The organism is Bacillus sp. IT-79MI2 (genome assembly GCF_949768135.1).
Lineage (GTDB): Bacteria > Bacillota > Bacilli > Bacillales > Bacillaceae_G > Bacillus_A > Bacillus_A pseudomycoides.
This window is the reverse complement of record NZ_CATKPV010000045.1, coordinates 48,066-68,898: the sequence shown is the minus strand read 5'-3', so window position 1 is coordinate 68,898 and position 20,833 is coordinate 48,066. Positions and strand designations below refer to the sequence as shown.

General features: G+C 38.5%; 24 protein-coding genes. 15 read left to right on the top strand and 9 right to left on the bottom strand.

The window, feature by feature from the left end; translation table 11 throughout:
- The first annotated feature begins 8 nt into the window (after positions 1–8).
- Positions 9–1,121, top strand: a complete 1,113-nt coding sequence (locus tag ACM6HU_RS03810; RefSeq protein ID WP_098116768.1) for an alpha/beta fold hydrolase — start codon at positions 9–11, stop codon at positions 1,119–1,121.
- 203 nt (positions 1,122–1,324) lie between these two features.
- Here the strand turns inward: ACM6HU_RS03810 and ACM6HU_RS03805 are convergent, their stop codons facing one another.
- Complete coding sequence (locus tag ACM6HU_RS03805; protein WP_098116769.1) at positions 1,325–1,510, bottom strand: hypothetical protein; 186 nt, start codon at positions 1,508–1,510, stop codon at positions 1,325–1,327.
- Positions 1,511–1,792: 282 nt separating this feature from the next.
- Here ACM6HU_RS03805 and ACM6HU_RS03800 point away from each other — a divergent pair, with 282 nt between their 5' ends.
- The 4 genes from ACM6HU_RS03800 (at position 1,793) to ACM6HU_RS03785 (ending at position 3,801) form a co-directional block, all read left to right on the top strand.
- Positions 1,793–2,098 (top strand): rhodanese-like domain-containing protein, encoded by a 306-nt coding sequence (locus ACM6HU_RS03800; RefSeq protein ID WP_003201171.1) that lies wholly within the window; start codon positions 1,793–1,795, stop codon positions 2,096–2,098.
- Between the two features lie 135 nt (positions 2,099–2,233).
- Complete coding sequence (locus ACM6HU_RS03795) at positions 2,234–2,461, top strand: spore germination protein (protein ID WP_003201173.1); 228 nt, start codon at positions 2,234–2,236, stop codon at positions 2,459–2,461.
- A gap of 18 nt (positions 2,462–2,479) precedes the next feature.
- Positions 2,480–2,800, top strand: coding sequence for a hypothetical protein (locus ACM6HU_RS03790; RefSeq protein ID WP_016116719.1), 321 nt, complete (start codon positions 2,480–2,482; stop codon positions 2,798–2,800).
- 404 nt (positions 2,801–3,204) lie between these two features.
- Positions 3,205–3,801, top strand: coding sequence for a YHYH domain-containing protein (locus ACM6HU_RS03785; protein WP_414847999.1), 597 nt, complete (start codon positions 3,205–3,207; stop codon positions 3,799–3,801).
- 73 nt (positions 3,802–3,874) lie between these two features.
- On the opposite strand, the gene narI is transcribed toward ACM6HU_RS03785, so the two are convergent.
- The 6 genes from narI to ACM6HU_RS03755 form a co-directional block, all read right to left on the bottom strand.
- The gene (gene narI, locus ACM6HU_RS03780; RefSeq protein WP_006096259.1) at positions 3,875–4,576 is read right to left on the bottom strand and encodes a respiratory nitrate reductase subunit gamma; all 702 of its coding nucleotides are present in this window, start codon (positions 4,574–4,576) and stop codon (positions 3,875–3,877) included.
- A 17-nt stretch (positions 4,577–4,593) separates the two neighbouring features.
- On the bottom strand, positions 4,594–5,124 hold the full coding sequence (gene narJ, locus ACM6HU_RS03775; protein WP_016116716.1) for a nitrate reductase molybdenum cofactor assembly chaperone: 531 nt from the start codon (positions 5,122–5,124) through the stop codon (positions 4,594–4,596).
- Between the two features lie 18 nt (positions 5,125–5,142).
- Positions 5,143–6,618 (bottom strand): nitrate reductase subunit beta, encoded by a 1,476-nt coding sequence (narH, locus tag ACM6HU_RS03770; protein WP_016116715.1) that lies wholly within the window; start codon positions 6,616–6,618, stop codon positions 5,143–5,145.
- Positions 6,608–10,291 carry a nitrate reductase subunit alpha gene (locus ACM6HU_RS03765; RefSeq protein ID WP_016116714.1) on the bottom strand — a complete coding sequence of 1,228 codons (3,684 nt, stop codon included), beginning with the start codon at positions 10,289–10,291 and terminating at the stop codon, positions 6,608–6,610. Before ACM6HU_RS03765 ends, narH begins: the two co-directional genes overlap by 11 nt.
- Positions 10,292–10,508: 217 nt before the next feature.
- Positions 10,509–11,201, bottom strand: coding sequence for a Crp/Fnr family transcriptional regulator (locus tag ACM6HU_RS03760; protein ID WP_016116713.1), 693 nt, complete (start codon positions 11,199–11,201; stop codon positions 10,509–10,511).
- 319 nt (positions 11,202–11,520) lie between these two features.
- The gene (locus tag ACM6HU_RS03755; protein WP_016116712.1) at positions 11,521–12,192 is read right to left on the bottom strand and encodes an NAD(P)H-dependent oxidoreductase; all 672 of its coding nucleotides are present in this window, start codon (positions 12,190–12,192) and stop codon (positions 11,521–11,523) included.
- 140 nt (positions 12,193–12,332) lie between these two features.
- On the opposite strand from ACM6HU_RS03755, the gene ACM6HU_RS03750 reads away from it, so the two are divergent.
- The 3 genes from ACM6HU_RS03750 (at position 12,333) to ACM6HU_RS03740 (ending at position 14,994) form a co-directional block, all read left to right on the top strand.
- Entirely contained in the window at positions 12,333–12,659 is a 327-nt protein-coding gene (locus ACM6HU_RS03750; protein ID WP_016116711.1) for a winged helix-turn-helix transcriptional regulator, read from the top strand.
- 291 nt (positions 12,660–12,950) lie between these two features.
- The gene (gene moaA, locus ACM6HU_RS03745) at positions 12,951–13,964 is read left to right on the top strand and encodes a GTP 3',8-cyclase MoaA (RefSeq protein WP_016116710.1); all 1,014 of its coding nucleotides are present in this window, start codon (positions 12,951–12,953) and stop codon (positions 13,962–13,964) included.
- 16 nt (positions 13,965–13,980) lie between these two features.
- Positions 13,981–14,994, top strand: coding sequence for a molybdopterin-synthase adenylyltransferase MoeB (locus ACM6HU_RS03740; RefSeq protein ID WP_016116709.1), 1,014 nt, complete (start codon positions 13,981–13,983; stop codon positions 14,992–14,994).
- Between the two features lie 35 nt (positions 14,995–15,029).
- On the opposite strand, the gene moaC is transcribed toward ACM6HU_RS03740, so the two are convergent.
- The gene (gene moaC / locus ACM6HU_RS03735; RefSeq protein WP_016132130.1) at positions 15,030–15,521 is read right to left on the bottom strand and encodes a cyclic pyranopterin monophosphate synthase MoaC; all 492 of its coding nucleotides are present in this window, start codon (positions 15,519–15,521) and stop codon (positions 15,030–15,032) included.
- Between the two features lie 95 nt (positions 15,522–15,616).
- Between moaC and glp the strand changes: the two genes are divergently transcribed.
- The 5 genes from glp to ACM6HU_RS03710 all read left to right on the top strand — a co-directional run bounded on the left by glp (position 15,617) and on the right by ACM6HU_RS03710 (position 19,349).
- Positions 15,617–16,906, top strand: coding sequence for a gephyrin-like molybdotransferase Glp (gene glp, locus ACM6HU_RS03730; RefSeq protein WP_016116707.1), 1,290 nt, complete (start codon positions 15,617–15,619; stop codon positions 16,904–16,906).
- Positions 16,870–17,391 carry a molybdopterin-guanine dinucleotide biosynthesis protein B gene (gene mobB / locus ACM6HU_RS03725; RefSeq protein WP_016116706.1) on the top strand — a complete coding sequence of 174 codons (522 nt, stop codon included), beginning with the start codon at positions 16,870–16,872 and terminating at the stop codon, positions 17,389–17,391. The genes glp and mobB overlap by 37 nt, the downstream gene beginning before the upstream one ends.
- Positions 17,388–17,858, top strand: a complete 471-nt coding sequence (locus tag ACM6HU_RS03720) for a molybdenum cofactor biosynthesis protein MoaE (protein ID WP_016116705.1) — start codon at positions 17,388–17,390, stop codon at positions 17,856–17,858. The genes mobB and ACM6HU_RS03720 overlap by 4 nt, the downstream gene beginning before the upstream one ends.
- Entirely contained in the window at positions 17,855–18,088 is a 234-nt protein-coding gene (gene moaD / locus ACM6HU_RS03715; protein ID WP_016116704.1) for a molybdopterin converting factor subunit 1, read from the top strand. The genes ACM6HU_RS03720 and moaD overlap by 4 nt, the downstream gene beginning before the upstream one ends.
- A gap of 91 nt (positions 18,089–18,179) precedes the next feature.
- On the top strand, positions 18,180–19,349 hold the full coding sequence (locus tag ACM6HU_RS03710) for a nitrate/nitrite transporter (protein ID WP_016116703.1): 1,170 nt from the start codon (positions 18,180–18,182) through the stop codon (positions 19,347–19,349).
- Between the two features lie 261 nt (positions 19,350–19,610).
- Here the strand turns inward: ACM6HU_RS03710 and ACM6HU_RS03705 are convergent, their stop codons facing one another.
- The gene (locus ACM6HU_RS03705; RefSeq protein WP_077295330.1) at positions 19,611–20,105 is read right to left on the bottom strand and encodes a CarD family transcriptional regulator; all 495 of its coding nucleotides are present in this window, start codon (positions 20,103–20,105) and stop codon (positions 19,611–19,613) included.
- A gap of 286 nt (positions 20,106–20,391) precedes the next feature.
- On the opposite strand from ACM6HU_RS03705, the gene ACM6HU_RS03700 reads away from it, so the two are divergent.
- Both ACM6HU_RS03700 and ACM6HU_RS03695 read left to right on the top strand, forming a co-directional pair.
- Complete coding sequence (locus ACM6HU_RS03700) at positions 20,392–20,628, top strand: DUF2553 family protein (protein ID WP_033671564.1); 237 nt, start codon at positions 20,392–20,394, stop codon at positions 20,626–20,628.
- Between the two features lies 1 nt (position 20,629).
- Positions 20,630–20,812, top strand: a complete 183-nt coding sequence (locus tag ACM6HU_RS03695) for a sporulation protein Cse60 (protein WP_003201211.1) — start codon at positions 20,630–20,632, stop codon at positions 20,810–20,812.
- Positions 20,813–20,833 lie beyond the last annotated feature (21 nt).

The window sequence follows — 20,833 nt, the reverse complement described above, 5'->3', positions numbered from 1 at the left end:
AGAGAATTATGCTACAAGTGAAAAAAGAAAGCTTTCATTTAAAAGAGTTTACATTTGAAAATGGCATAAAGATCCCTGTTCAGATTGGATATGAGACGTACGGTAAATTAAACCGGGATAAATCAAATGCGATTTTAGTCTGTCATTATTTTAGTGCAACAAGCCATGCGGCAGGAAAATATACGGAGCAAGATCTCATTCCTGGTTGGTGGGACGGACTGATTGGACCGGGTAAAGCAATTGATACCGATCGCTATTTTGTGATATGTACTGATAATCTTTGTAATGTCCAAGTGAAAAATCCTTACGTGATTACAACGGGGCCAAAATCAGTTAATCCAATAACGGGATCTGAATATGGGATGGGGTTTCCGGTATTTACATTTTTAGATGTAGCACGTGTGCAATATGAATTAGTGAATGCAATGGGAATTACAAGGTTACATGCGGTAATCGGACCATCAGCTGGTGGAATGATTGCGCAGCAATGGGCTGTTCGTTATCCCCATATGGTAGAGCGAATGATTGGTGTCATTACGAACCCGCAAAATCCGGTTGTGACATCGGTTAATGTTCTGCAAAATGCAATTGAAGCTATTCAGTTAGATTCGAAATGGAATGATGGAAATTATGGGGATGAACAGCCAACGAAAGGGCTGCATTTAGCAGGGAAAATGATGTTTATAAATGGGTTTGATGCTCACTATTATGAAATGACATTTCCGCGTAATAGTGCGGAAACGCTACCTTATGAGAATTTCTCAGCACGAACTTCATTTGAACAAAATATAAATGCATTGACACTTCAAAATATTACTTTTGTGGATGCGAATTCATGGATGTATACAGCGAAAGCAACGTTATTACATGATCTTGCACACGGTTTTTCCTCTTTAGAAGGGGCACTTTCTCAAATAGAGGCAGATGTGCTTATGATTCCGTGTAAACAAGATTTACTGCAACCTTCTCGTTATAATTATAAAATGGTAGAGCTGCTCCAGAAACAAGGGAAATACGCAGAGGTTTATGAGATTGAAAGTATGAATGGCCATATGGCTGGTGTATTTGATGTTCATTTATTTGAAAAGAAAGTGGATGAGTTTTTAAAGAGACAAGTGTAAGTGAAAATTGAAATAAAAAACCTAATCTTTAAGGGGTGGGAGAGAGCGTCCGGCCGTGGATAGAAGCGGTCAGTGCCTGTTTTAGCCCCATGCCGAGTGAAACCAAAAGGAGAAAACGAGTGCAGGTGGGTACCGGTAAACCAAAGTGGATATATAGAAATGTGTAAAAGAAAAGGTGCAAGTCGCTAAGCAGGCACCTTTTTTTAGATGATTTTTAAACGGAAGACGTATGTAGCAATGCACAATCCAAGGCAAGCGATACTAAGTAATAAATAAAAGAATGCTCGTTCTTGAGAGGATCGTGTGGGTCTTCTTTTGTTAAATATACCGAGTGAAATGATAGCGAGAATTAATAAAATGAGACCCATAATGAAAAGAAAAAGTGTCATGTCGATCGACTCCTTTCGTAAAACAAGTATATTGAGGATACAATGTGAGAGGTAGATTTGTAAATGTAATAAATTTACAATTAAGTTGAGGAATAATGCAAATGAGGGAAGTTTCACTTCTTTGCGTTCGTAATTTTCCATGCTAAAATTGGTGATGAATAGATGAGTAGAGAAAAAATTTACTACGTCAACTACCCCTCACTTAAATACGAACACGTTTTGAAGTGGGGACTTCTTTCGGAAATACGTTAAAGTTTTAATTATATTAAGGAGGAACGACATATGACAGAAGTAAAAACAATTACAACAGAAGAAGTGCAAGAGCGCTTAGAAAACGGGGAAACGTTATTTTTAGTAGATGTACGTGAAGATGAGGAAGTAGCACAAGGGAAAATTCCAGAAGCTGTACATATTAAAATGGGTGATATTCCAAATAAAGTGGAATTCTTTGATAAAGAAAATGAGTATATTTTTATTTGTCGATCAGGAATGCGCAGTGAAAATGTATGTCATTATTTAAATGAACAAGGGTTTAAAACAGTGAATATGGTCGGCGGTATGCTGCAATATGAAGGTGAAATTCAATAATTCATTTTTAAAACTTGAAACGCGTCTGTTTCAAGTTTTTTTCTTTTGCATACAGTGTATACAAGAATTGTTTTTCGCATATGAGTGAGCAACAATTCCTGCGATTATAATCGATTTATATAGAAAGGAGGGAGGATGGTGAGTGCGCGAATTCGTAAAATAAAGATTGTTAATAACACAGGAGCTGTTAATGTAGGTGATTGTTATACTATTGAACCATTTGCTGCTTTGAAAATATATGCTGGTTCTGGTGGATCGAGCATCGCTACTTTTTTGAATGGAAAACGGATGCCGTCAGTTACTCCTAGGACGCCAGAATTCCTTCCACCACTAGAAACAAGTGAATTAACATTAGGTTCATAACAGAAAGGTTGACTGGTCATGCCGGCAAATATTAAAGAGTTTGTGATTGTAAATAACTATGGGAATTTATTTACGGGGGATAACTTGCGGGATACTTCATTTGTTGCATCAAAGACATATAGTGGAGCAACAGGGCCAACTTGTATTGATGTTGTGACTGTAATAGGAACGGCAACAAATCTTTGCTTGAACCCAGGGGATGTAGTGACAACGACGTATACGAAAGGTTCAGCGATTGGAACAAGTATGAGCACGAATACCTCTCCAAGTGCCAACACGTCAGGTACTATGCAAGCTGTTCCGAATGCGGATAGCTTGGATTCTGTACCAGGTTTATAGAAAGAGTCCTCTACTAAAAGTAGGGGATTTTCTTATTTTTTCATTGTTTACGTCTTTTTCGTACATATGGTTGTCAAGGAGAACAAGGAGAGGGAAAAGGTGGGGGCTTGCTGCCTGCAGATAGCGGGATAAATTGGATGTTCAATACCTTTGTTGTAATAGAAACAAGAGGTTCACCTAGTAATAATATAAAATCACTATTTATTTGGGTTAGTGCCAGATACTGCCGTAGTAAAACGATTTATAAAAGGAAGCGCATTATTTTAGTAGATAGAGAATATTAGAAGTCTAGGAATTTATATTTTTATAATATGTAAAAAACACAATTCTTTATTAATATCATTCGGTTATCATATAATAATGCTTGGTAGATAAATAGATAAAGAGAAGGGGAAAGTGAATCTATGAAAAAGAATATGAAAGTTTTAGCGATGGCAGTTGGTCTAACAATTATGGGATCAACGACAGCTGCTTATGCAAGCCCTGGTGGATTGGATAAAAACGGTGGACATACTTGCCGAACAAACTGTGGGAAATATGGGCTTGAAACAGGAGAATACCATTATCATAACAATTGGAAACAAGAAAATGGAAAGTGGTATTTCTATGATCAAAATGGAACGAAAGCGAAAGGTTGGCAACAAGTAGGTACGACATGGTATTACTTTAACGGAAATGGAGCAATGCAAACAGGCTGGCAAGCAATTAGCGGCACATGGTACTACTTCAACGGAAGCGGAGCAATGCAAACAGGCTGGCAAGCAATTAGCGGCACATGGTACTACTTCAACGGAAGCGGAGCAATGCAAACAGGCTGGCAAGCAATTAGCGGCACATGGTACTACTTCAACGGAAGCGGAGCAATGCAAACAGGTTGGCAAGCAATTGATGGAAAATGGTACTACTTCAACGGAAGTGGGGCAATGCAAAAAGGTTGGCAACTCATTAAAGGAGTAAAGTACTATTTCGAAAGTAATGGTGCTTGGAATCCGAATAAATAGTAAATTGAATATGGAAGATTAACGGAAAAATAAAATAGCACCTATCTTATTTTTATAAGATAGGTGCTATTTTTTATTGGATTTTTGCTTTTTCAGATTCAATAGGTTGTCTTTTTCGATAAATAACATAGCTACGGCGTAAATATTTCACTGGAACGCTAAAGACATGTACAAGTCTTGTAAATGGCCATGTTGCAAAGAGCCCCATCGCTGCAATGATATGGATTTTAAACCAAATAGGTACTTCTGCCATATATTCTGCTTTCGGCTGGAAAACAAAGAGGCTGCGGAACCATGGGCCAATTGTTGTTCGATAATCAAATCCTTTTGCATCAATATTGAAAAATGTAGAGGATAGACCTGCTAACATTACAATGAACAAGAGGACGAGGGCGACATAATCTCCTTTTGTACTTGTTGCGATAATGCGTTTTACTGTAAAGCGACGATACATTAAAATCACTAAACCAACAATTGAAGCAATTCCTGCAGGAAGACCGAAGCCGATAGCGACCATATGATACATATGCTCAGAAATACCGAAAGAGGTATATACAGATTCTGGTATTAATATTCCCATGATGTGTCCACCGATTACGAACATAATGCCAAAGTGAAAGAGTAAACTTCCGATTCGGAGCATTTTTTTCTCTAATAGTTCGCTAGATTTTGATGTCCAGCCAAATTGATCATAGTTGTATCTGAAAATGTGTCCACCGATAAAGATTGCGAAAATGATATAGGGGAACAGCACCCATAAAAATTGATCCATCATTTTGACGACACTCCTTTCTAATTCGCTTGTACTCCCCAGGCATCGATGGCGAGGAGAATGGTAGCAAGAATTGGTTGGTACATACAATTTGCTTCTTTTAACTGTCCGTGCAATGCTTGTATATCTTTCGTGTATCTACTCATAATTGGTTCGCTATCTTCTTCATTTGCGTTTGCGAGAAACTCAAGTAGAAGCGGTAGATAATCAGGTAGTTCTTTATCGGTTACCGCAAAGCCAGCTTTTTGATAGTGTTGTTTTAGCTCTAATAATTCAATTCCACGCTCTCTTTGTTCACCTGTGTTCATGTAAGTGAGATACATATTTGTTTTCTTTCCAAAGTCGAATGTATATACGTAAGAATCAATGAGTTGATCGTTTGTTTTTTCTTGAGCTTGTTTGATGAAAGCTGTAAGCAACGTGTGAATTTCTTCATGCGTAATCGTATCAATTGTTTCTTGTAGTTCTGGTAAAGCTTCTCTCCATCCTGTTTCAGGATAGGAGAGAAGGAAGGAAGCACAAGAAAAAGCAGTTTGTAAACCTTGTTTCATAGCTATTACCTCCTTAGTTTAAGAGAGTGTCATACAAGAACCTGGGCCGCCTGCGAAGGAAAGGCCGCAGCTTCCTTGTTCACTATATAAATCTGCAACTTGTTCACGGTGAGATGTAGGGATAACGAAACGGTCTTTATATTTTGCAATCGCAAGAAGGCGATACATATCTTCTACATCTTCTTTCGTTAAACCGAGTTCGTTTAATACAGCTTCATCTGGTTCTTTATTAATTTGCAGTGCTCTCATATGAGTTCGCATAACAGCCATTTTTTTCAATGTAAGACGAATATGTGATTCATCTCCTGCAGTAAGTAAGTTAGCTAAATATTGAATTGGAATACGCATATTATCAATAGCAGGGAAAATTTCTTCTGCTTGCCAGTTGCTTCCTTTCCCTTCCACCATATTCATAATCGGGCTAAGCGGTGGAATATACCAAACCATCGGCATTGTCCGGTACTCTGGGTGAAGAGGAAGGGCGATTTTCCAATCAATAATCATTTTATAAATTGGTGATTCTTGAGCCGCTTTAATCCATTCTTCAGGAATACCTTGTTTTTTTGCTTCCGCAGCTACTTCTGGATCATTTGGATCTAAGAAGACAGTAAGCTGAGATTCATATAAATCTTTTTCGTTTGGTGCAGAAGCGGCTTCCTTTACTTTGTCAGCGTCATATAACATTACCCCAATATAACGAATACGTCCTACGCATGTTTCAGAGCAAATCGTTGGCATACCAGCTTCGATACGCGGGAAGCACATTGTACATTTTTCTGCTTTATTTGTTTGCCAGTTAAAATATACTTTTTTATATGGACAAGAAGAAACGCAGAATCGCCAAGCGCGGCATGCATTTTGATCAACAAGGACAATCCCGTCTTCTTCACGTTTATACATCGCTCCAGATGGGCAAGAAGAAACGCAAGATGGATTCATACAATGTTCGCAAATGCGAGGCAGATACATCATAAAGACATTCTCGAAATCTGTTTTAATATCTTCTTCCATTTTCTTGACGTTCGGATCTTGCAAGCCTGTTATATGTCCGCCTGCTAAATCGTCTTCCCAGTTTGGGCCCCATTCAATTTTGTCGATAAACTCTCCAGTAATTGCTGATTTTGGGCGAGCTACCGGTTGATGTTTTCGCTGCGGACTATTTGTTAATGTTTCATAATCATAGTTCCAAGGTTCAAAGTAATCATCGATTGTAGGTTGATCTGGGTTATGAAAAATGTTCATGAGACGTTTCATTTTCGAACCGGATTTTAGCTGGATTTCACCGTTTTTTAATTCCCAGCCGCCTTTATATTTTTCTTGATCTTCCCACTGTTTTGGATAACCAATCCCAGGTTTTGTTTCCACGTTGTTGAAATACATATATTCAGCACCTGGACGATTCGTCCAGGTGTTTTTGCACGTTACGCTACAAGTATGGCAGCCGATGCATTTATCTAGGTTCATTACCATTCCGACTTGCGCTTTAATCTTCAAGCCAATCTACCTCCTTCAGTTTGCGGATCACGACGTTTAAGTCACGCTGGTTACCAGTTGGACCGTAGTAGTTAAATCCATAGCTTAATTGACCGTATCCACCAATCATATGTGTTGGTTTTACATGAATGCGGGTTGGGCTATTATGCGTTCCTCCGCGGTTGCTCGTTAATTTTGTACCAGGCACGTTAATATGACGGTCTTGTGCGTGGTGCATAAAGGCCATTCCTCTTGGTATGCGGTGCGTTACAACGGCACGTGCTACGACAACGCCGTTACGGTTAAAGCATTCGATCCAGTCATTATCACTAACACCAGCTTCGGCGGCGTCATCTTTGTTCATCCAAACAGTTGGACCACCACGGAACAGCGTTAACATCGGTAAGGAATCAAAGTACATACTATGAATCGACCACTTATTATGCGGTGTTAAATAGTTTAGTGTAATTTCTTTTCCTTCTACCTCAGGGCGTGATTTACGGAACGGTTTATGTTGCAAGATTGGCTTGAATGTTGCCATTGTTTCACCGAATTCCTTCATCATATCGTGATCTAAGTAGAACGATTGTCGTCCAGTTATCGTTCTCCAAGGGATAAGGCGCTCAACATTTGTTGTAAATGGTGAGTAACGGCGTCCCCCTTTTTCAGAACCAGTAAAGGCAGGGGAAGTAATCACCGTTTTTGGCTGCGCAGTAATTTGTTCGAATGTAAAGCATTCTTCTTCGCGTTCTTCTGCTAAATCGCGCAGATGTAAATCTGTTTGTTTTTCAAGAGCTTCCCATGCTTTTACAGCCATATGACCGTTCGTTGTAGAAGAAAGGGTTAACACCGCTTCAGCAGCATTGATTGCTTCTGTTATATCAGGGCATCCTTTGGCGATAGAGTCAGTGCGAATAACGCCTAATCGACTCTTTAATTGTTCATATTCTTTTTCTGCAGACCAAGAAATCCCTTTCGTACCAATTGGCTGCTTCCCAGTGTTTGGTCCAAGCGCTGTCATCTTGTCATAAATTGTTTTATAATCTCGTTCTACAACATGAATTTGCGGCATTGTCTTTCCTGGTATTGGTTCACACTCACCTTTGCTCCAATCTTTAATCTTGCCAAGCGGCTGTGCTAATTCTTGCGGTGTATCATGAAGAAGTGGTGTTGCCACAACTTCTTTCATCGGATCAAGATGAAGTTCTGTTGCTAAATCAGAGACTGCTTTAGAAAGGGAACAGAAAATATCCCAGTCAGAGCGTGCTTCCCACGGTGAACCGATTGCCGGATTAAATGGATGTACGAACGGATGCATATCTGTACTACTTAAATCGTGTTTTTCATACCAAGTTGAGGCAGGAAGGACGATATCAGAATAAAGTGCTGTTCCAGCCATACGGAAATCTAAGTTGATCAGTAGATCAAGCTTTCCTTCAGGTGCTTCTTCATGCCACTTTATTTCTTCTGGTCGTAATGAATCGCTATCGTCATTCATTAATCCGTTTGTTGTACCTAATAAATGTTTTAAGAAATACTCGTGCCCTTTACCAGAACTTGAGATTAAGTTTGCGCGCCATACGAATAAATTGCGCGGGAAGTTATTTTTGTTATCTGGGTCTTCAATTGCAAATTTAAGTTCTTTTTCTTTTAGCTTTTGCGCAACATATTTTCCGATTTCTTCTCCCGTTGTTGCGCCACTAGCGACAGCTTCTTTATATAGTTCAATTCCATTCTTCTCGAATGTTGGATAAGAAGGTAACCAACCAAGACGAGCAGCTAACACATTGTAATCACCGTGATGTTGATAGCGTGAGTTGCCGACAACTGGCGATGCTAAATGGCCAACTGGTGTATCTTCATAGCGCCACTGATCTGTTACAAAATAGAAGAAGGATGTACCGTTTTGTAATTTCGGCGGACCTTGCCAGTCTTTTGCCATTGCAATTGTTTGCCAGCCTTCTGCCGGACGTAATTTTTCTTGCCCAACATAATGCGCCCAACCGCCACCGTTTACACCTTGTGCACCAACGAGAAGAACAAGATTTAGAACCGCGCGATAAATCGTATCAGAGTTAAACCAATGGTTAATACCAGCGCCGACAATAATCATCGAGCGTCCATTTGTATCAACAGCATTTTGAGCAAACTCACGAGCGATTTGAATAATCAGTTCTCGTTTTACTCCGGTCACTTTTTCTTGCCATGCTGGTGTAAATGGAACATCAGCATTGAAGTCTTTCGGTTCTTGCCCGCCAAGTCCGCGGTTGACACCGTAGTTTGCTAACGTTAAGTCGTACACAGTTGTAACGAAAATGTCGCCTTTTTTTGTTGCAATTTTTTTCACTGGAATTGTTCGTTCTAATATTTTGTTTCCGTCATCGGAGAAGTATGGAATTTGTACAGTTTCAACTGCATCTTCCATGCCAAGTAAAGAAAGGCGTGGATCAATTTTTTCGCCTGTTTGCTCGTCTTCTAAACGTAAGTTCCATTTCTTTTCGTTATCCCAGCGTGACCCCATTGTGCCATGAGGCGTTGCAAAATTATTGGTGTTTTCGTTCCAAAGAACAGGTTTCCATTCGCCAAGCTTTGTTTCACGACCAATATCATTCGCGTTTAAGAAACGATCTGCAACAAATTGGTCTCCTTGTTGTTTTAATGTGACAAAGAACGGAAAATCAGTATATTGTTTTGCATAATTTGTGAAGTATTCCACTTGGTTGTCTACGTAAAACTCTTGTAAGATGACGTGTCCCATTGCCATCGCAAGCGCACCGTCTGTACCTTGTTTTACGCTAATCCAATCATCAGCAAATTTTGTGGATTCAGCAAAGTCAGGACTTACGGAAACGACTTTCGTTCCTTTATAACGTACCTCCGCTAAGAAATGGGCATCTGGTGTTCTTGTCATTGGTACGTTTGAACCCCATGTCATAATGTAACCAGAGTTGTACCAATCACTACTTTCAGGTACATCTGTTTGATCACCCCAAATTTGCGGAGAAGCTGGTGGTAAGTCAGCGTACCAATCGTAGAAGCTAAGCATAGGTCCACCCATGAGCTGCATAAAGCGGCTACCAGCAGCGTGACTTAACATCGACATAGCTGGAATTGGTGAGAAACCAACATTTCGGTCTGGACCATATTTGATCACTGTGTATAGTAAGGAAGCAGCGACTAGTTGTAATACTTCATCCCAACTAGCACGAATGAATCCGCCTTTACCACGCGCCTCTTTATAAGTACGTGCTTTTTCAGGGTTTTCCACAATGCTTTTCCAAGCGTCTAGCGGTGATTTGTGATTTTGAAGTTCCTCTTGCCACATATTCCAAAGGACACCACGTACATATGGATATTTCACGCGAAGTGGACTATAAATGTACCAAGAAAAACTTGCTCCACGCGGACATCCACGCGGTTCAAAATCTGGCATATCAGGGCCGGTAGAAGGATAGTTCAGTTCTTGACCTTCCCAAGTTACAATTCCATCTTTCACATAAATATTCCAGCTGCAAGAACCAGTGCAGTTAACGCCGTGTGTAGAGCGGATTACTTTATCGTGTTGCCATCGTTTTCTATACACGTTTTCCCATTCACGGTCTTCATATGTTTCTTGTGTATGATTGTCGTTATAGCGATCTATCGGAGAAAAATATTTTAAACGTTTCATTAATGCTGAAGGTTTCTTTTTCATACTGTTCACTCCTTTATTGCGTCTCTCTTGCTTATTTTCACTATAAGAGAGCATGCAAAATAGAGATGTGATATCTATCACAGTTCAACAGATTGTCAAAAATCAGATTGATATTAAAAAAAATTCCGAAAAGTTGTGACATTTTGCACAGTACAGAGAGAGTTTTTTATGTAGAGTAAAGGAGAAAGAAAAAAGAGTAGCATCTCAAATAGAGAGGCTACTCAATGCTACAAATAGAGGTAGGGCAATCTTCACAAGCAATTTCACATTTTAAAAATTGTAAATTATGAATGGTAATCTTTCCTTTATGGATAGAAATAATTCCTTGTTTTTTTAAATCGTTTAACATACGGTTTACACTTTCACGTGAGGTTGCACAGAAATTCGCAAGCTCTTGATTTGTTAAAGGTAGATCGATAAGAATACCATTCTCTTTTAATATGCCATAACTGTTTGTCATGCGAATGAGCGTGGAATAAAGAGCTCCTTTTTTTCCATGTAACACTAAATCACGGAATTTTGTTTGCATTCTTCGTAAATGTTCACTAATCCATTTCATAAATTCAAATGCAAGAGCAGGTTTTTCAAGCAATGCCTTTTCTAAAGCATCTCGTTTAATGACTCCAACTTCAACATCTTCCAGGCATTTCGAATTTAATAAATATTTTGCATTGTCCGTAAATAATGTCAACTCCCCGATAATATCGTGTTTTGAACAAATGCGAAGTGTTAACTCTTGTCCGTCAGCACTAATTTTACTAATCTGTACTTTTCCAGAGCGGACGATATAGAGTTCTTTTGCCTCCACACCTTCTTGGAAAATATAACTTCCTTTATTAATCTGCATTTTATATTCAACAGATGCAAGTAATTCCTTTAAGTCTTCCGATAATGCCGTACGGTTTGTCACAGCAATCACCTTTCTTTTTAAAGCAGTCTATTTCCTATTTTGGATGTAAACATGGTAAAAATGCAAGAAATATCTTTTTATTATAAGTAATAAGTTTATTTTCAGCTGTGAACAAGCGCACTTTTCGCAATGAAAAAAAGAGTGTCCTTTGTAGTAGGCCATTGAAAAAGTCCACTTCATAAGAAAAAGGAGTTCATCACCTACTATATATAGGTAATGGACTCCTTTCTCTTTTTAACATATTGATAAAATGCGTGTTATTTTTTCAAAGTAAACACTTTTTCAGTGCCTTCCTTTGTAGACACTCTTTTCTTTTACATTACTTAATCCATTCAACAACCATATCCATTGTTTGACGAGTTTTATCACGTTTTGGTTCTTCCGCGCGATAACCAAAAGCAACTAAAGCAGACACACCAAATGTATCACCTGAAACAATTCCCTCTTCTTTTAAAATCGCTTCTACTTTTTCTTGATGGAACCCTTCAATTGGGCAAGAATCAATGCCGATTTGGGCGGCTGCAGTCATCATATTACCAAGAGCGATGTATGTTTGTTTAGAAGCCCAATCAAACATGGCACGGTCGCTTTCTAATAATTGAAAATCAGTTTCTTGAAACGCCTTATAAAAACCACGCTTCATTGTTACGACTTCGTCGGGAAGCTGCTGAATATTTTTCATGAAGTTAGAAATATAGGAAGAGTCATAAATCATATCTTCTTTTTTACGAGCTAATATAGCGACAAAATGGCTCGCTGTTGGTAATTGTTTTTGAGCTCCCCAAGCCACAGGGAGAAGTTTGTTGCGAATATCTTGATTTTGAATCACAACAAATTTCCAAGGTTCAAAACCAAATGAACTTGGAGAAAGTCGACCAGTTTCTAAAATAAAATGAAAATCTTCATCAGAGACTTTTTTATTTACATCAAATTCTTTACATGCATGTCTAAATTGATAAGCTTTTAAAATTTCTTCTTTTGTATGTTCCATTTAAATAACCACCTTTTAATTATTTACTTTTTTATAGTAAGTTGATTACAAAATCGATTCTACAATAGTACAATGAATGATGTAAGTACGCACATTTTTAGCATATAGTATCAATTTGTATACTAATGGAGAGTGACAAAATGGAACAGAAAGATATAAATCGTTGTTCAGTCGAAGTAACGTTAGATGTAATTGGTGGGAAATGGAAGGGAGTTATCTTATTTCATTTAATGAATGCCAAAGAGATTCGCTTTAATCAATTTGTACGATTGATGCCCGGTATTACACAACGCATGCTAACGAGGCAGCTAAGAGAACTTGAGGCCGCTGGAGTAATCCACAGAGAAGTATATAAAGAAGTTCCGCCAAAAGTGGAGTATTCTTTAACGGAATTCGGAAGGTCTCTTACACCAATTATTACACTTATGCGTGAGTGGGGAAATGAGTATCGTACACAAATAAAGTGAAACTTTACTATCAGTGGGGGCTTCAGTCCCACTGATAGTAGCCCCACCAATAGTGTGATACAGTGATTTTAACTGAAATGTGAACAAAATTCGAACGGATTTGTGAAGAATTTTTGAATGGCAGGTACGATGTGAGAAATATCACAACGTATATCCTGCTTCTTTTTTATGATGGAGGCAACTAAAAAACATAGAAAGTGAATAAAGAAATTGAGCAATAACATCGCAGTTTGAAAATATATTATAATAGAATGAAGACAGATAGAATTTAGCAGAAAAGGAGGGATGACGATGCGCGAGAAGATTACAGATTCTTTGCAGCGTCCGCTTCAAGATTTACGCATCTCTGTCATTGATCGTTGTAACTTTCGGTGCACATATTGTATGCCAGCTGAAGTATTCGGACCTGATTATGCATTTTTGCAAGAAGAATTTTTGCTTACATTTGATGAAATTGAACGATTAGCAAAATTGTTTGTAGGCATGGGTGTAAAGAAAATTAGGCTTACAGGCGGTGAACCTTTACTACGTAAAGACCTGCCAAAGCTTATTGCAAGACTTGCGAAGCTAGAGGGCTTAACAGATATTGGACTTACAACAAATGGAATTCATTTAACAAAGCAAGCAAAGGCGTTAAAGGATGCTGGATTACACCGAGTGAATGTTAGTTTAGATGCGATAGAGGACGAGGTATTTCGCAAAATTAACGGCCGGAATATTAGTACAAAACCTGTGCTGAAAGGGATTGCCGCAGCAAAAGCAGCTGGACTCGATGTGAAAGTAAATATGGTCGTGAAAAAGGGAATGAACGATAGTCAAATTCTTCCGATGGCCGCTTATTTCAAAGAACAGGGAATCTCGCTCCGCTATATTGAGTTTATGGACGTTGGCAGTACGAATGGATGGAATTTTGAGCAGGTCATTACGAAACAAGAATTGATTGAGAAAATCAGTCTGGTATATCCAATTGAGCCTGTAGATCCTCATTATTTTGGAGAAGTTGCGAAGCGTTATCGTTACGTGGGCAGTGATACGGAAGTTGGATTTATCACTTCAGTTTCTGAATCTTTCTGTTCTTCTTGTACAAGAGCACGGATTTCGGCAGATGGTAAATTTTATACGTGTTTGTTTGCGACGAAAGGAACGGATTTACGGAAGCTCCTTCGAGAAGGTATTTCTGATCCCGATTTATTAAAGGTAGTGCAAGATGTATGGGAATATCGAGAAGACCGGTATTCTGATGAGCGGACTGAAGAAAGCGCAAATAACCGTCCGAAAATTGAAATGTCTTATATCGGAGGGTAAGAAAGGGGGATGCCGCGTGCAAGAGCGTTATTCAAGACAAATGTTATTTTCCGGGGTTAGCGAAGCAGGCCAAAGGAAAATAAGAGAAAAGCATGTACTCATTATAGGTGCCGGTGCACTAGGAGCAGCAAGTGCAGAGGCGATTGTCAGAGCGGGAATTGGAAAACTGACGATTGCTGACCGTGATTATGTCGAGTGGAGTAACTTACAGCGGCAGCAGTTATATACAGAAGAAGATGCAAAGCAGTATAAGCCGAAAGCAGTCGCAGCATTTGAGCGTTTAAGGCAGATTAATTCTGAAGTAGAAATTGTACCAGTTGTAACAGATGTAGCGGTGCAAGAAATGGAAGAGTTAATTAAGAATGTGGATTTAATATTAGATGCGACTGACAATTTTGAAGCGCGTCTTCTTATTAATGACATTTCGCAAAAATACAATATTCCTTGGATATATGGAGGATGCGTTGGAAGCTATGGCGTCACATATACAATTCTTCCGGGAAAAACACCATGTTTTCGCTGTTTGATGGAGCATCCATCTAGTGGTGCAACGTGTGATACGGCAGGAATTATACAGCCAGCTGTACAATTGGTCGTTGCGCATCAAGTGACAGAAGCACTTAAAATATTGGTAGAAGATTTTGGAGCGCTTCGTGAAACGATGCTGTCATTTGATCTTTGGAACAATCAGCACATGGCGTTTAAAGTGAATAGACAGAAAAAAGACAAATGTCCATCTTGCGGAAAACTGCGCACGTACCCAAGTTTAACGTTTGAATCACAGATGAAAACAGAGGTTCTATGTGGGCGAAATACAGTTCAAATCCGTCCAGGGGCGCCGCAACTTCTTAATTTAGAAGAAATTAAAAAGCGCTTACAAAAAAGTGTGGATGTGCAAACAACACCATATTTACTATCGTTTCGTGTTGATGAATATCGCTTCGTGTTATTTACAGATGGCAGGGCATTTATTCATGGGACAAATGATATGAAAGTGGCGAAGCGATTATATGCAAGATATATAGGCTGAACCTAAAGGTTGTCCTTTAGGTTCAGGGGACTAAATTAGGATTGTGAATTTCTAATATAATCTCCACTTTTTCCGCCTGTTTTTTCAAGTAAATATGTTTCGCCGATAATCATACCTTTGTCAACAGCTTTACACATATCATACACGGTAAGAGCGGTCGCAGAAGCTGCTGTTAAGGCTTCCATTTCAACGCCAGTGCTACCTTCTGTTTTTACTTTTACTTCAATTCGTAAACGGTATTTCCCTTTCGCCGTTTCCCAATCGAATGAAACATCTACTCCTTTTAGAAGTAAAGGGTGGCACATCGGAATAATATCAGAAGTGCGTTTGGCAGCCATAATACCGGCGATTTGTGCGACGGCTAATACATCGCCTTTCCCAATTTCATTATGAGAGATTTTATCATAAATTTCTTTCGTAACAAGGATGCTAGAGCAAGCAATTGCTGTTCGCACTGTCACTTTTTTATCGCTAATGTCGACCATTTTGGCACGGCCTTGGTCGTTAAAGTGAGTGAATGAAGACATGGAATTCCTCCTTGAAGTAATTGCTATTATAATTAGCATTGTACAATATAAAGTGTAATCAAGATGTGATATTTTGCAAATATGGGGTGAAAACAATGTTAGAAAAACGAGTACCAATTCCAGTTGCTGAAGCAGTAGCGCGAGTTATGACATATGCACACCAAGGTGAAATAGAAAAAGTTTCTATTACCGAAAGCTACGGAAGAATTCTTGGAGAAGATGTTGCGGCAGATCACGATGTTCCGCATTTTGACCGCTCTCCATATGACGGATTTGCGATTCGGGCAGAAGATACGAAAGAGGCGGGGAACGAGCATCCAATTGAGTTTGAAGTGATAGGAGAAATAGGAGCTGGTTCTGTTTTTACAGACGATGTAAAGGCCTTCGAAGCGGTTCGAATTATGACAGGAGCAGCGATTCCAAAAGATTGTGATGCGGTAGTTATGTTAGAGCTTACGGAGGGATTTGAAAGAAACGGAAGAACGTATATGAAGCTAAAGCGTTCTTTTCAAGTAGGTGATAATGTTTCATTCAAAGGTGAAGATGTAAAACAAAATCAAATACTTGTGAAAAAAGGTACGAAGATTAATCCAGGTGTAGCAGCACTTTTGGCGACATTTGGCTACAGTTCAGTAAACGTTATGAAACAGCCTGTTGTCGGGATTGTAACGACGGGAAGTGAGTTGTTAGAAGTACATGAACCACTTGAACCAGGAAAAATTAGAAATAGTAATTCCTATATGATCGCAGCTCAAATTGTTAAAGCTGGCGGGAAAGTACGATATTATGGACAACTTGCTGACGATTTAGAAGCTTGCTATGAGGCAGTGAAAGCCGCGGTGGATGAAGTAGACATTTTAATCACAACTGGTGGTGTTTCGGTAGGTGATTACGATTATTTGCCTGCTATTTATAAAAAATTAAATGCCAATGTTCTTTTTAATAAAATAGCGATGCGACCAGGTAGTGTCACAACTGTAGCTGAAGTAAACGGGAAGCTGTTGTTTGGGTTATCTGGTAACCCGTCTGCTTGTTATGTCGGATTTGAATTACTCGTTTATCCAGTTATTCAAGCATTCCTTCATACGAAAGAACCACATGCATATCGTACAGATGCTATATTGCAGAAAGATTTTCCAAAGGCAAACCCATTTACACGATTTGTAAGGGGGAAAGCAACGTTTATCAATGGTCAGCTGCAAGTTATACCAGTAGGGCTCGATAAATCAAGTGCGATTTCTTCTCTTGCAGATAGCAATGCTTTGATTGTATTGCCAGGAGGAACAAGAGGATTTGAAGCAGGAATGAAAGTTTCGGTGTTATTACTAGAATCAAGCCAAGGAAGTGAGTGGCCGTGGGCAGAACCGCTCCAATCTTACAAATAGTTGGCTATCAAAATAGCGGAAAAACGACGCTCACGGAGAAAATGATTCAAGCTTTTTCGGATGAAGGTATGAAAGTTGCCACAATTAAGCATCACGGACATGGTGGCTACCCGGAAGTACCTCAAAAGGATAGTGAACGTCATAGGCGAGCAGGCGCTGCCGTAAGTGCTGTAGAAGGAGCAGGATTATTATCACTTTCTTCTCTTCGGGATGAATGGTCTTTACAGGAAATTATTCGACTATATGAATTTTTTGAAGTAGATCTCATTTTGATTGAAGGATATAAAAAAGAAAACTATCCAAAAGTGGTTTTGCTTCGGAGGAATGAAGATATTGCTTTACTAGATAAAATGGAGAATGTAATAGCGGTCATTATATGGAAAGAGGTTACACAAAGTTTACCAAAAGCGTATAAAACATTTCATATAACAGAGGAAGACGCATACATGGATTGGTTTACACAAACGATGAGAGGTGCACGATGACAATTTCACATTATGAAGTAGTAGATACACCAATTTCGATTGAAGAGGTTACAAATAAAGTGATTCGCCGTGAATGTGGTGCTGTGACAACTTTCACTGGTACTGTAAGAGAATTTACGAAAGGGCGTCGCACGTTATATTTAGAGTACGCAGCCTATAAGACAATGGCTGGAAAAATGCTTGCGAAAATTGGAGATGAAGTGAAAGAGAAGTGGCCTGGGACACACGTTGCGATTACACATCGCATCGGTACACTTCAAATTTCTGATATTGCCGTTGTTGTTGCTGTATCAACACCACACCGAAAAGCGGCATATGAAGCAAATGAATATATTATGGAGCGCATCAAACAAATTGTTCCGATTTGGAAAAAAGAGTTTTGGGAAGATGGTGACTCATGGATTGGTGATCAATTAGAAAAAATACCGTATCCAGACGGGGAGCCTGGAAAGGAGATGAAAAAATGATTCGGGTGTTATTATTTGCACATTTACAAGAAGATGCGGGGACAAACGAGTTAGAAGTAGATTGTGAAAATATTACTGTTGCAGAATTAAAAAATATTATTACGAAAGAACATCATATCGCAGTTTCAGAGCAGATTATGGTCGCTATCAATGAAGAATATGCGAATGAAGATGACAAAATAAAATCTGGTGATATTGTTGCATTGATTCCCCCAGTGAGCGGTGGTTGATTTTTTCCAGTCTAATCACGGAAGTACGTGATTAGACTGGAGGGAATTAATATACATTGTGAAAAAATGAGCAAAATAGGAGGCGAAAAGGATGAAAAGTCCGAATTTTCAGTTAGGTTTACAAACTTCTAATCTTATTATTGGTTTTATGGTGTGGGTGATTTTATCTTCATTAATGCCATTTATTAAAGTAGACATTGCGTTAACAGCAGGACAAATTTCCCTTGTCACAGCAGTACCTGTTATTTTAGGGTCGGTGCTTCGAATACCAATTGGTTATTGGACCAATCGTTACGGAGCGAGAAAATTATTCTTTATAAGCTTTATTATGCTATTATTCCCTGTCTTTTATATTAGTATTGCGAATTCGATGATGGATTTAATTATCGGCGGTTTATTTGCAGGGATTGGCGGAGCTGTATTCTCTGTAGGTGTAACGTCTCTGCCGAAATATTATCCGAAAGAGCGTCACGGTTTTGTAAATGGTATTTACGGTGTAGGTAATGCAGGAACAGCAGTTACATCTTTCTTAGCACCTGTCATTGCGACTTCATTTGGATGGAGAGCAACTGTGCAATCCTTTTTAATCTTACTTGCTATTTTTGCACTTCTGAACTTTTTATTAGGTGATCGGAGTGAGCGAAAAGTAAATACACCATTAATGGAACAGTTAAAAGGTGTATACAAAAATGAAAAACTTTGGTTCTTATGTATTTTCTATTTCTTAACTTTTGGGTCATTTGTTGCATTTACAGTATACTTACCAAACTTCTTAGTATCTCACTTTGGATTAGAGAAAGTAGATGCAGGTATGCGGACAGCTGGATTCATCGTATTGGCAACAGCCATGCGCCCAATTGGTGGTTGGCTCGGTGATAAGTTTAACCCATTTAAAATTTTAATCTTTGTATTCATCGGTTTAACACTATCTGGTATTATTTTATCGTTTATGCCAAGTATGAACGTATATACATTTGGTTGCTTGCTCGTCGCATTTTGCGCAGGAATTGGAAATGGAACAATTTTCAAACTTGTACCAATGTACTTTTCTGCGCAAGCAGGGGTTGTAAACGGACTTGTTGCAGCTTTAGGCGGCTTAGGGGGCTTTTTCCCACCGTTAATTTTAACGTTACTATTCCAACTAACTGGTCATTATGCAATTGGATTTATGGCACTTTCAGAAGTAGCGCTTGCTTGTTTAATTATTACAGTGTGGATGTATAGTCAAGAAAAGTTGTTAGTGATGTTAAATAACAAATAGAGGGAACAATTACACTGTTTCTTAAAAAAATCGAAAAATAAAGCAGCATGATTCTAGTTCTTGTACTGGAGTCATGCTGCTATTTGTATTGGTTTGAAGGGAAGAGTACAAGGTGACCGTTACTTGTTTTCTCCTTTTGTTTTTATTTGGCATGGGGCAGGAAGAGGGTCTGACCGCTTCTATGCATGGCCCCGGATGCTTTCTCTCACCAAAAAAGAAAGGTTGTATATCAGTTTTTCAATTTGAATATATATTTTTAGATTAATGACTGATGGTATCTTGTAGGATATAAGTTGCTTGATTTTCTGAAACATTTTGCACAAGTGCAACTTCACTAATTAAAATTCTGCGCGCGTTGTCTAGCATCTGTTTTTCACTCGCATTTAATGCTCTTTCTTTATTGCGGCGAATTAAATCGCGAACAACTTCAGCACCGTCTAGAAGCTTCCCGTTTTTCATTTTCTCCATGTTCATGGTATATCTTTGTTTCCATGAGAGTGAGTGGTCAGCTTCACCATTATGAATGTCAACTAATACATCGTTTAATGTATTTTTGTCAACAACATAACGTATGCCTGAATTTTCTACTTTATCCATAGGAATCATCACTTGCATATCGCTAATAACCATGTGTATTACACAATACTGACGTATTTTTCCTAACACTTCTTTATCCTCAATCGCTTCGATTATTCCTGCTCCGTGCATAGGGTAAACAATTTTATCACCAATTTGAAACAAATCATCCACCTCCATATGTGGTAACTATATGTAATGATAACACATATGGATAAAAATATCAAATTTATTATATTACCATATGTTATCTATCCGTGTCAATGGTTTTAGTTCGTTTTTTAAATCTTGTTTTTAGATAAAAAATCACAACATTTTTTTTGAAAGAACTGCAAGTGAAAAGGAATGATATTCTGAGGAACTCTCACAGAAAAATACAAGGCATATCCACTCTTTTTTAATCATAAAATACAAAATCGTTAATACAATATACCTAAATCCGTTCTTTTTAAAGGAGGGAGAGATGGTGGGGCGCACAATTAAAATTGATATTACGAATAAGGTAGTAGCAAGATTTAAATCAAATTATTTAGAATTATATACAAATAAATTTATGATAGGTAAGTTTTATGTCTATACTGAAGATAAGCAATATGTGTTAGAAGACGGATATGTATATGAAGATGGTAAGTTTTATCGCATCATAGATACGCACCGTGGCAATAATCGAGCGGCGGAGAGCTGTGATCTAGGATGGTGTTAACATGATTCGCGTTAAGGTGTTTGATGAAAGTCATGAAAAGGACTTGGAAGACTCCGTAAATGTGTTTCTAAAGAAGCTGAATGACGAACAGCTTGTAGATATTAAATATCAAGTTGGTGTATCCATTAATGACGATGAAAATCAAATTTATTGTTTTTCGGCAATGGTTATCTATAAAACATAAAAAAGAGCTGGGGAACCAGCT

What these genes read in the sequence shown, in the direction of transcription:
- ACM6HU_RS03810 (WP_098116768.1), top strand. Translation starts at nt 9, where the DNA reads ATGCTACAAGTGAAAAAAGAAAGCTTTCATTTAAAAGAGTTTACATTT.
- ACM6HU_RS03805 (WP_098116769.1), bottom strand. Translation starts at nt 1,510, where the DNA reads ATGACACTTTTTCTTTTCATTATGGGTCTCATTTTATTAATTCTCGCT.
- ACM6HU_RS03800 (WP_003201171.1), top strand. Translation starts at nt 1,793, where the DNA reads ATGACAGAAGTAAAAACAATTACAACAGAAGAAGTGCAAGAGCGCTTA.
- ACM6HU_RS03795 (WP_003201173.1), top strand. Translation starts at nt 2,234, where the DNA reads ATGGTGAGTGCGCGAATTCGTAAAATAAAGATTGTTAATAACACAGGA.
- ACM6HU_RS03790 (WP_016116719.1), top strand. Translation starts at nt 2,480, where the DNA reads ATGCCGGCAAATATTAAAGAGTTTGTGATTGTAAATAACTATGGGAAT.
- ACM6HU_RS03785 (WP_414847999.1), top strand. Translation starts at nt 3,205, where the DNA reads ATGAAAAAGAATATGAAAGTTTTAGCGATGGCAGTTGGTCTAACAATT.
- narI (WP_006096259.1), bottom strand. Translation starts at nt 4,576, where the DNA reads ATGATGGATCAATTTTTATGGGTGCTGTTCCCCTATATCATTTTCGCA.
- narJ (WP_016116716.1), bottom strand. Translation starts at nt 5,124, where the DNA reads ATGAAACAAGGTTTACAAACTGCTTTTTCTTGTGCTTCCTTCCTTCTC.
- ACM6HU_RS03765 (WP_016116714.1), bottom strand. Translation starts at nt 10,291, where the DNA reads ATGAAAAAGAAACCTTCAGCATTAATGAAACGTTTAAAATATTTTTCT.
- ACM6HU_RS03755 (WP_016116712.1), bottom strand. Translation starts at nt 12,192, where the DNA reads ATGGAACATACAAAAGAAGAAATTTTAAAAGCTTATCAATTTAGACAT.
- ACM6HU_RS03750 (WP_016116711.1), top strand. Translation starts at nt 12,333, where the DNA reads ATGGAACAGAAAGATATAAATCGTTGTTCAGTCGAAGTAACGTTAGAT.
- moaA (WP_016116710.1), top strand. Translation starts at nt 12,951, where the DNA reads ATGCGCGAGAAGATTACAGATTCTTTGCAGCGTCCGCTTCAAGATTTA.
- moaC (WP_016132130.1), bottom strand. Translation starts at nt 15,521, where the DNA reads ATGTCTTCATTCACTCACTTTAACGACCAAGGCCGTGCCAAAATGGTC.
- glp (WP_016116707.1), top strand. Translation starts at nt 15,617, where the DNA reads ATGTTAGAAAAACGAGTACCAATTCCAGTTGCTGAAGCAGTAGCGCGA.
- ACM6HU_RS03720 (WP_016116705.1), top strand. Translation starts at nt 17,388, where the DNA reads ATGACAATTTCACATTATGAAGTAGTAGATACACCAATTTCGATTGAA.
- moaD (WP_016116704.1), top strand. Translation starts at nt 17,855, where the DNA reads ATGATTCGGGTGTTATTATTTGCACATTTACAAGAAGATGCGGGGACA.
- ACM6HU_RS03710 (WP_016116703.1), top strand. Translation starts at nt 18,180, where the DNA reads ATGAAAAGTCCGAATTTTCAGTTAGGTTTACAAACTTCTAATCTTATT.
- ACM6HU_RS03705 (WP_077295330.1), bottom strand. Translation starts at nt 20,105, where the DNA reads ATGGAGGTGGATGATTTGTTTCAAATTGGTGATAAAATTGTTTACCCT.
- ACM6HU_RS03695 (WP_003201211.1), top strand. Translation starts at nt 20,630, where the DNA reads ATGATTCGCGTTAAGGTGTTTGATGAAAGTCATGAAAAGGACTTGGAA.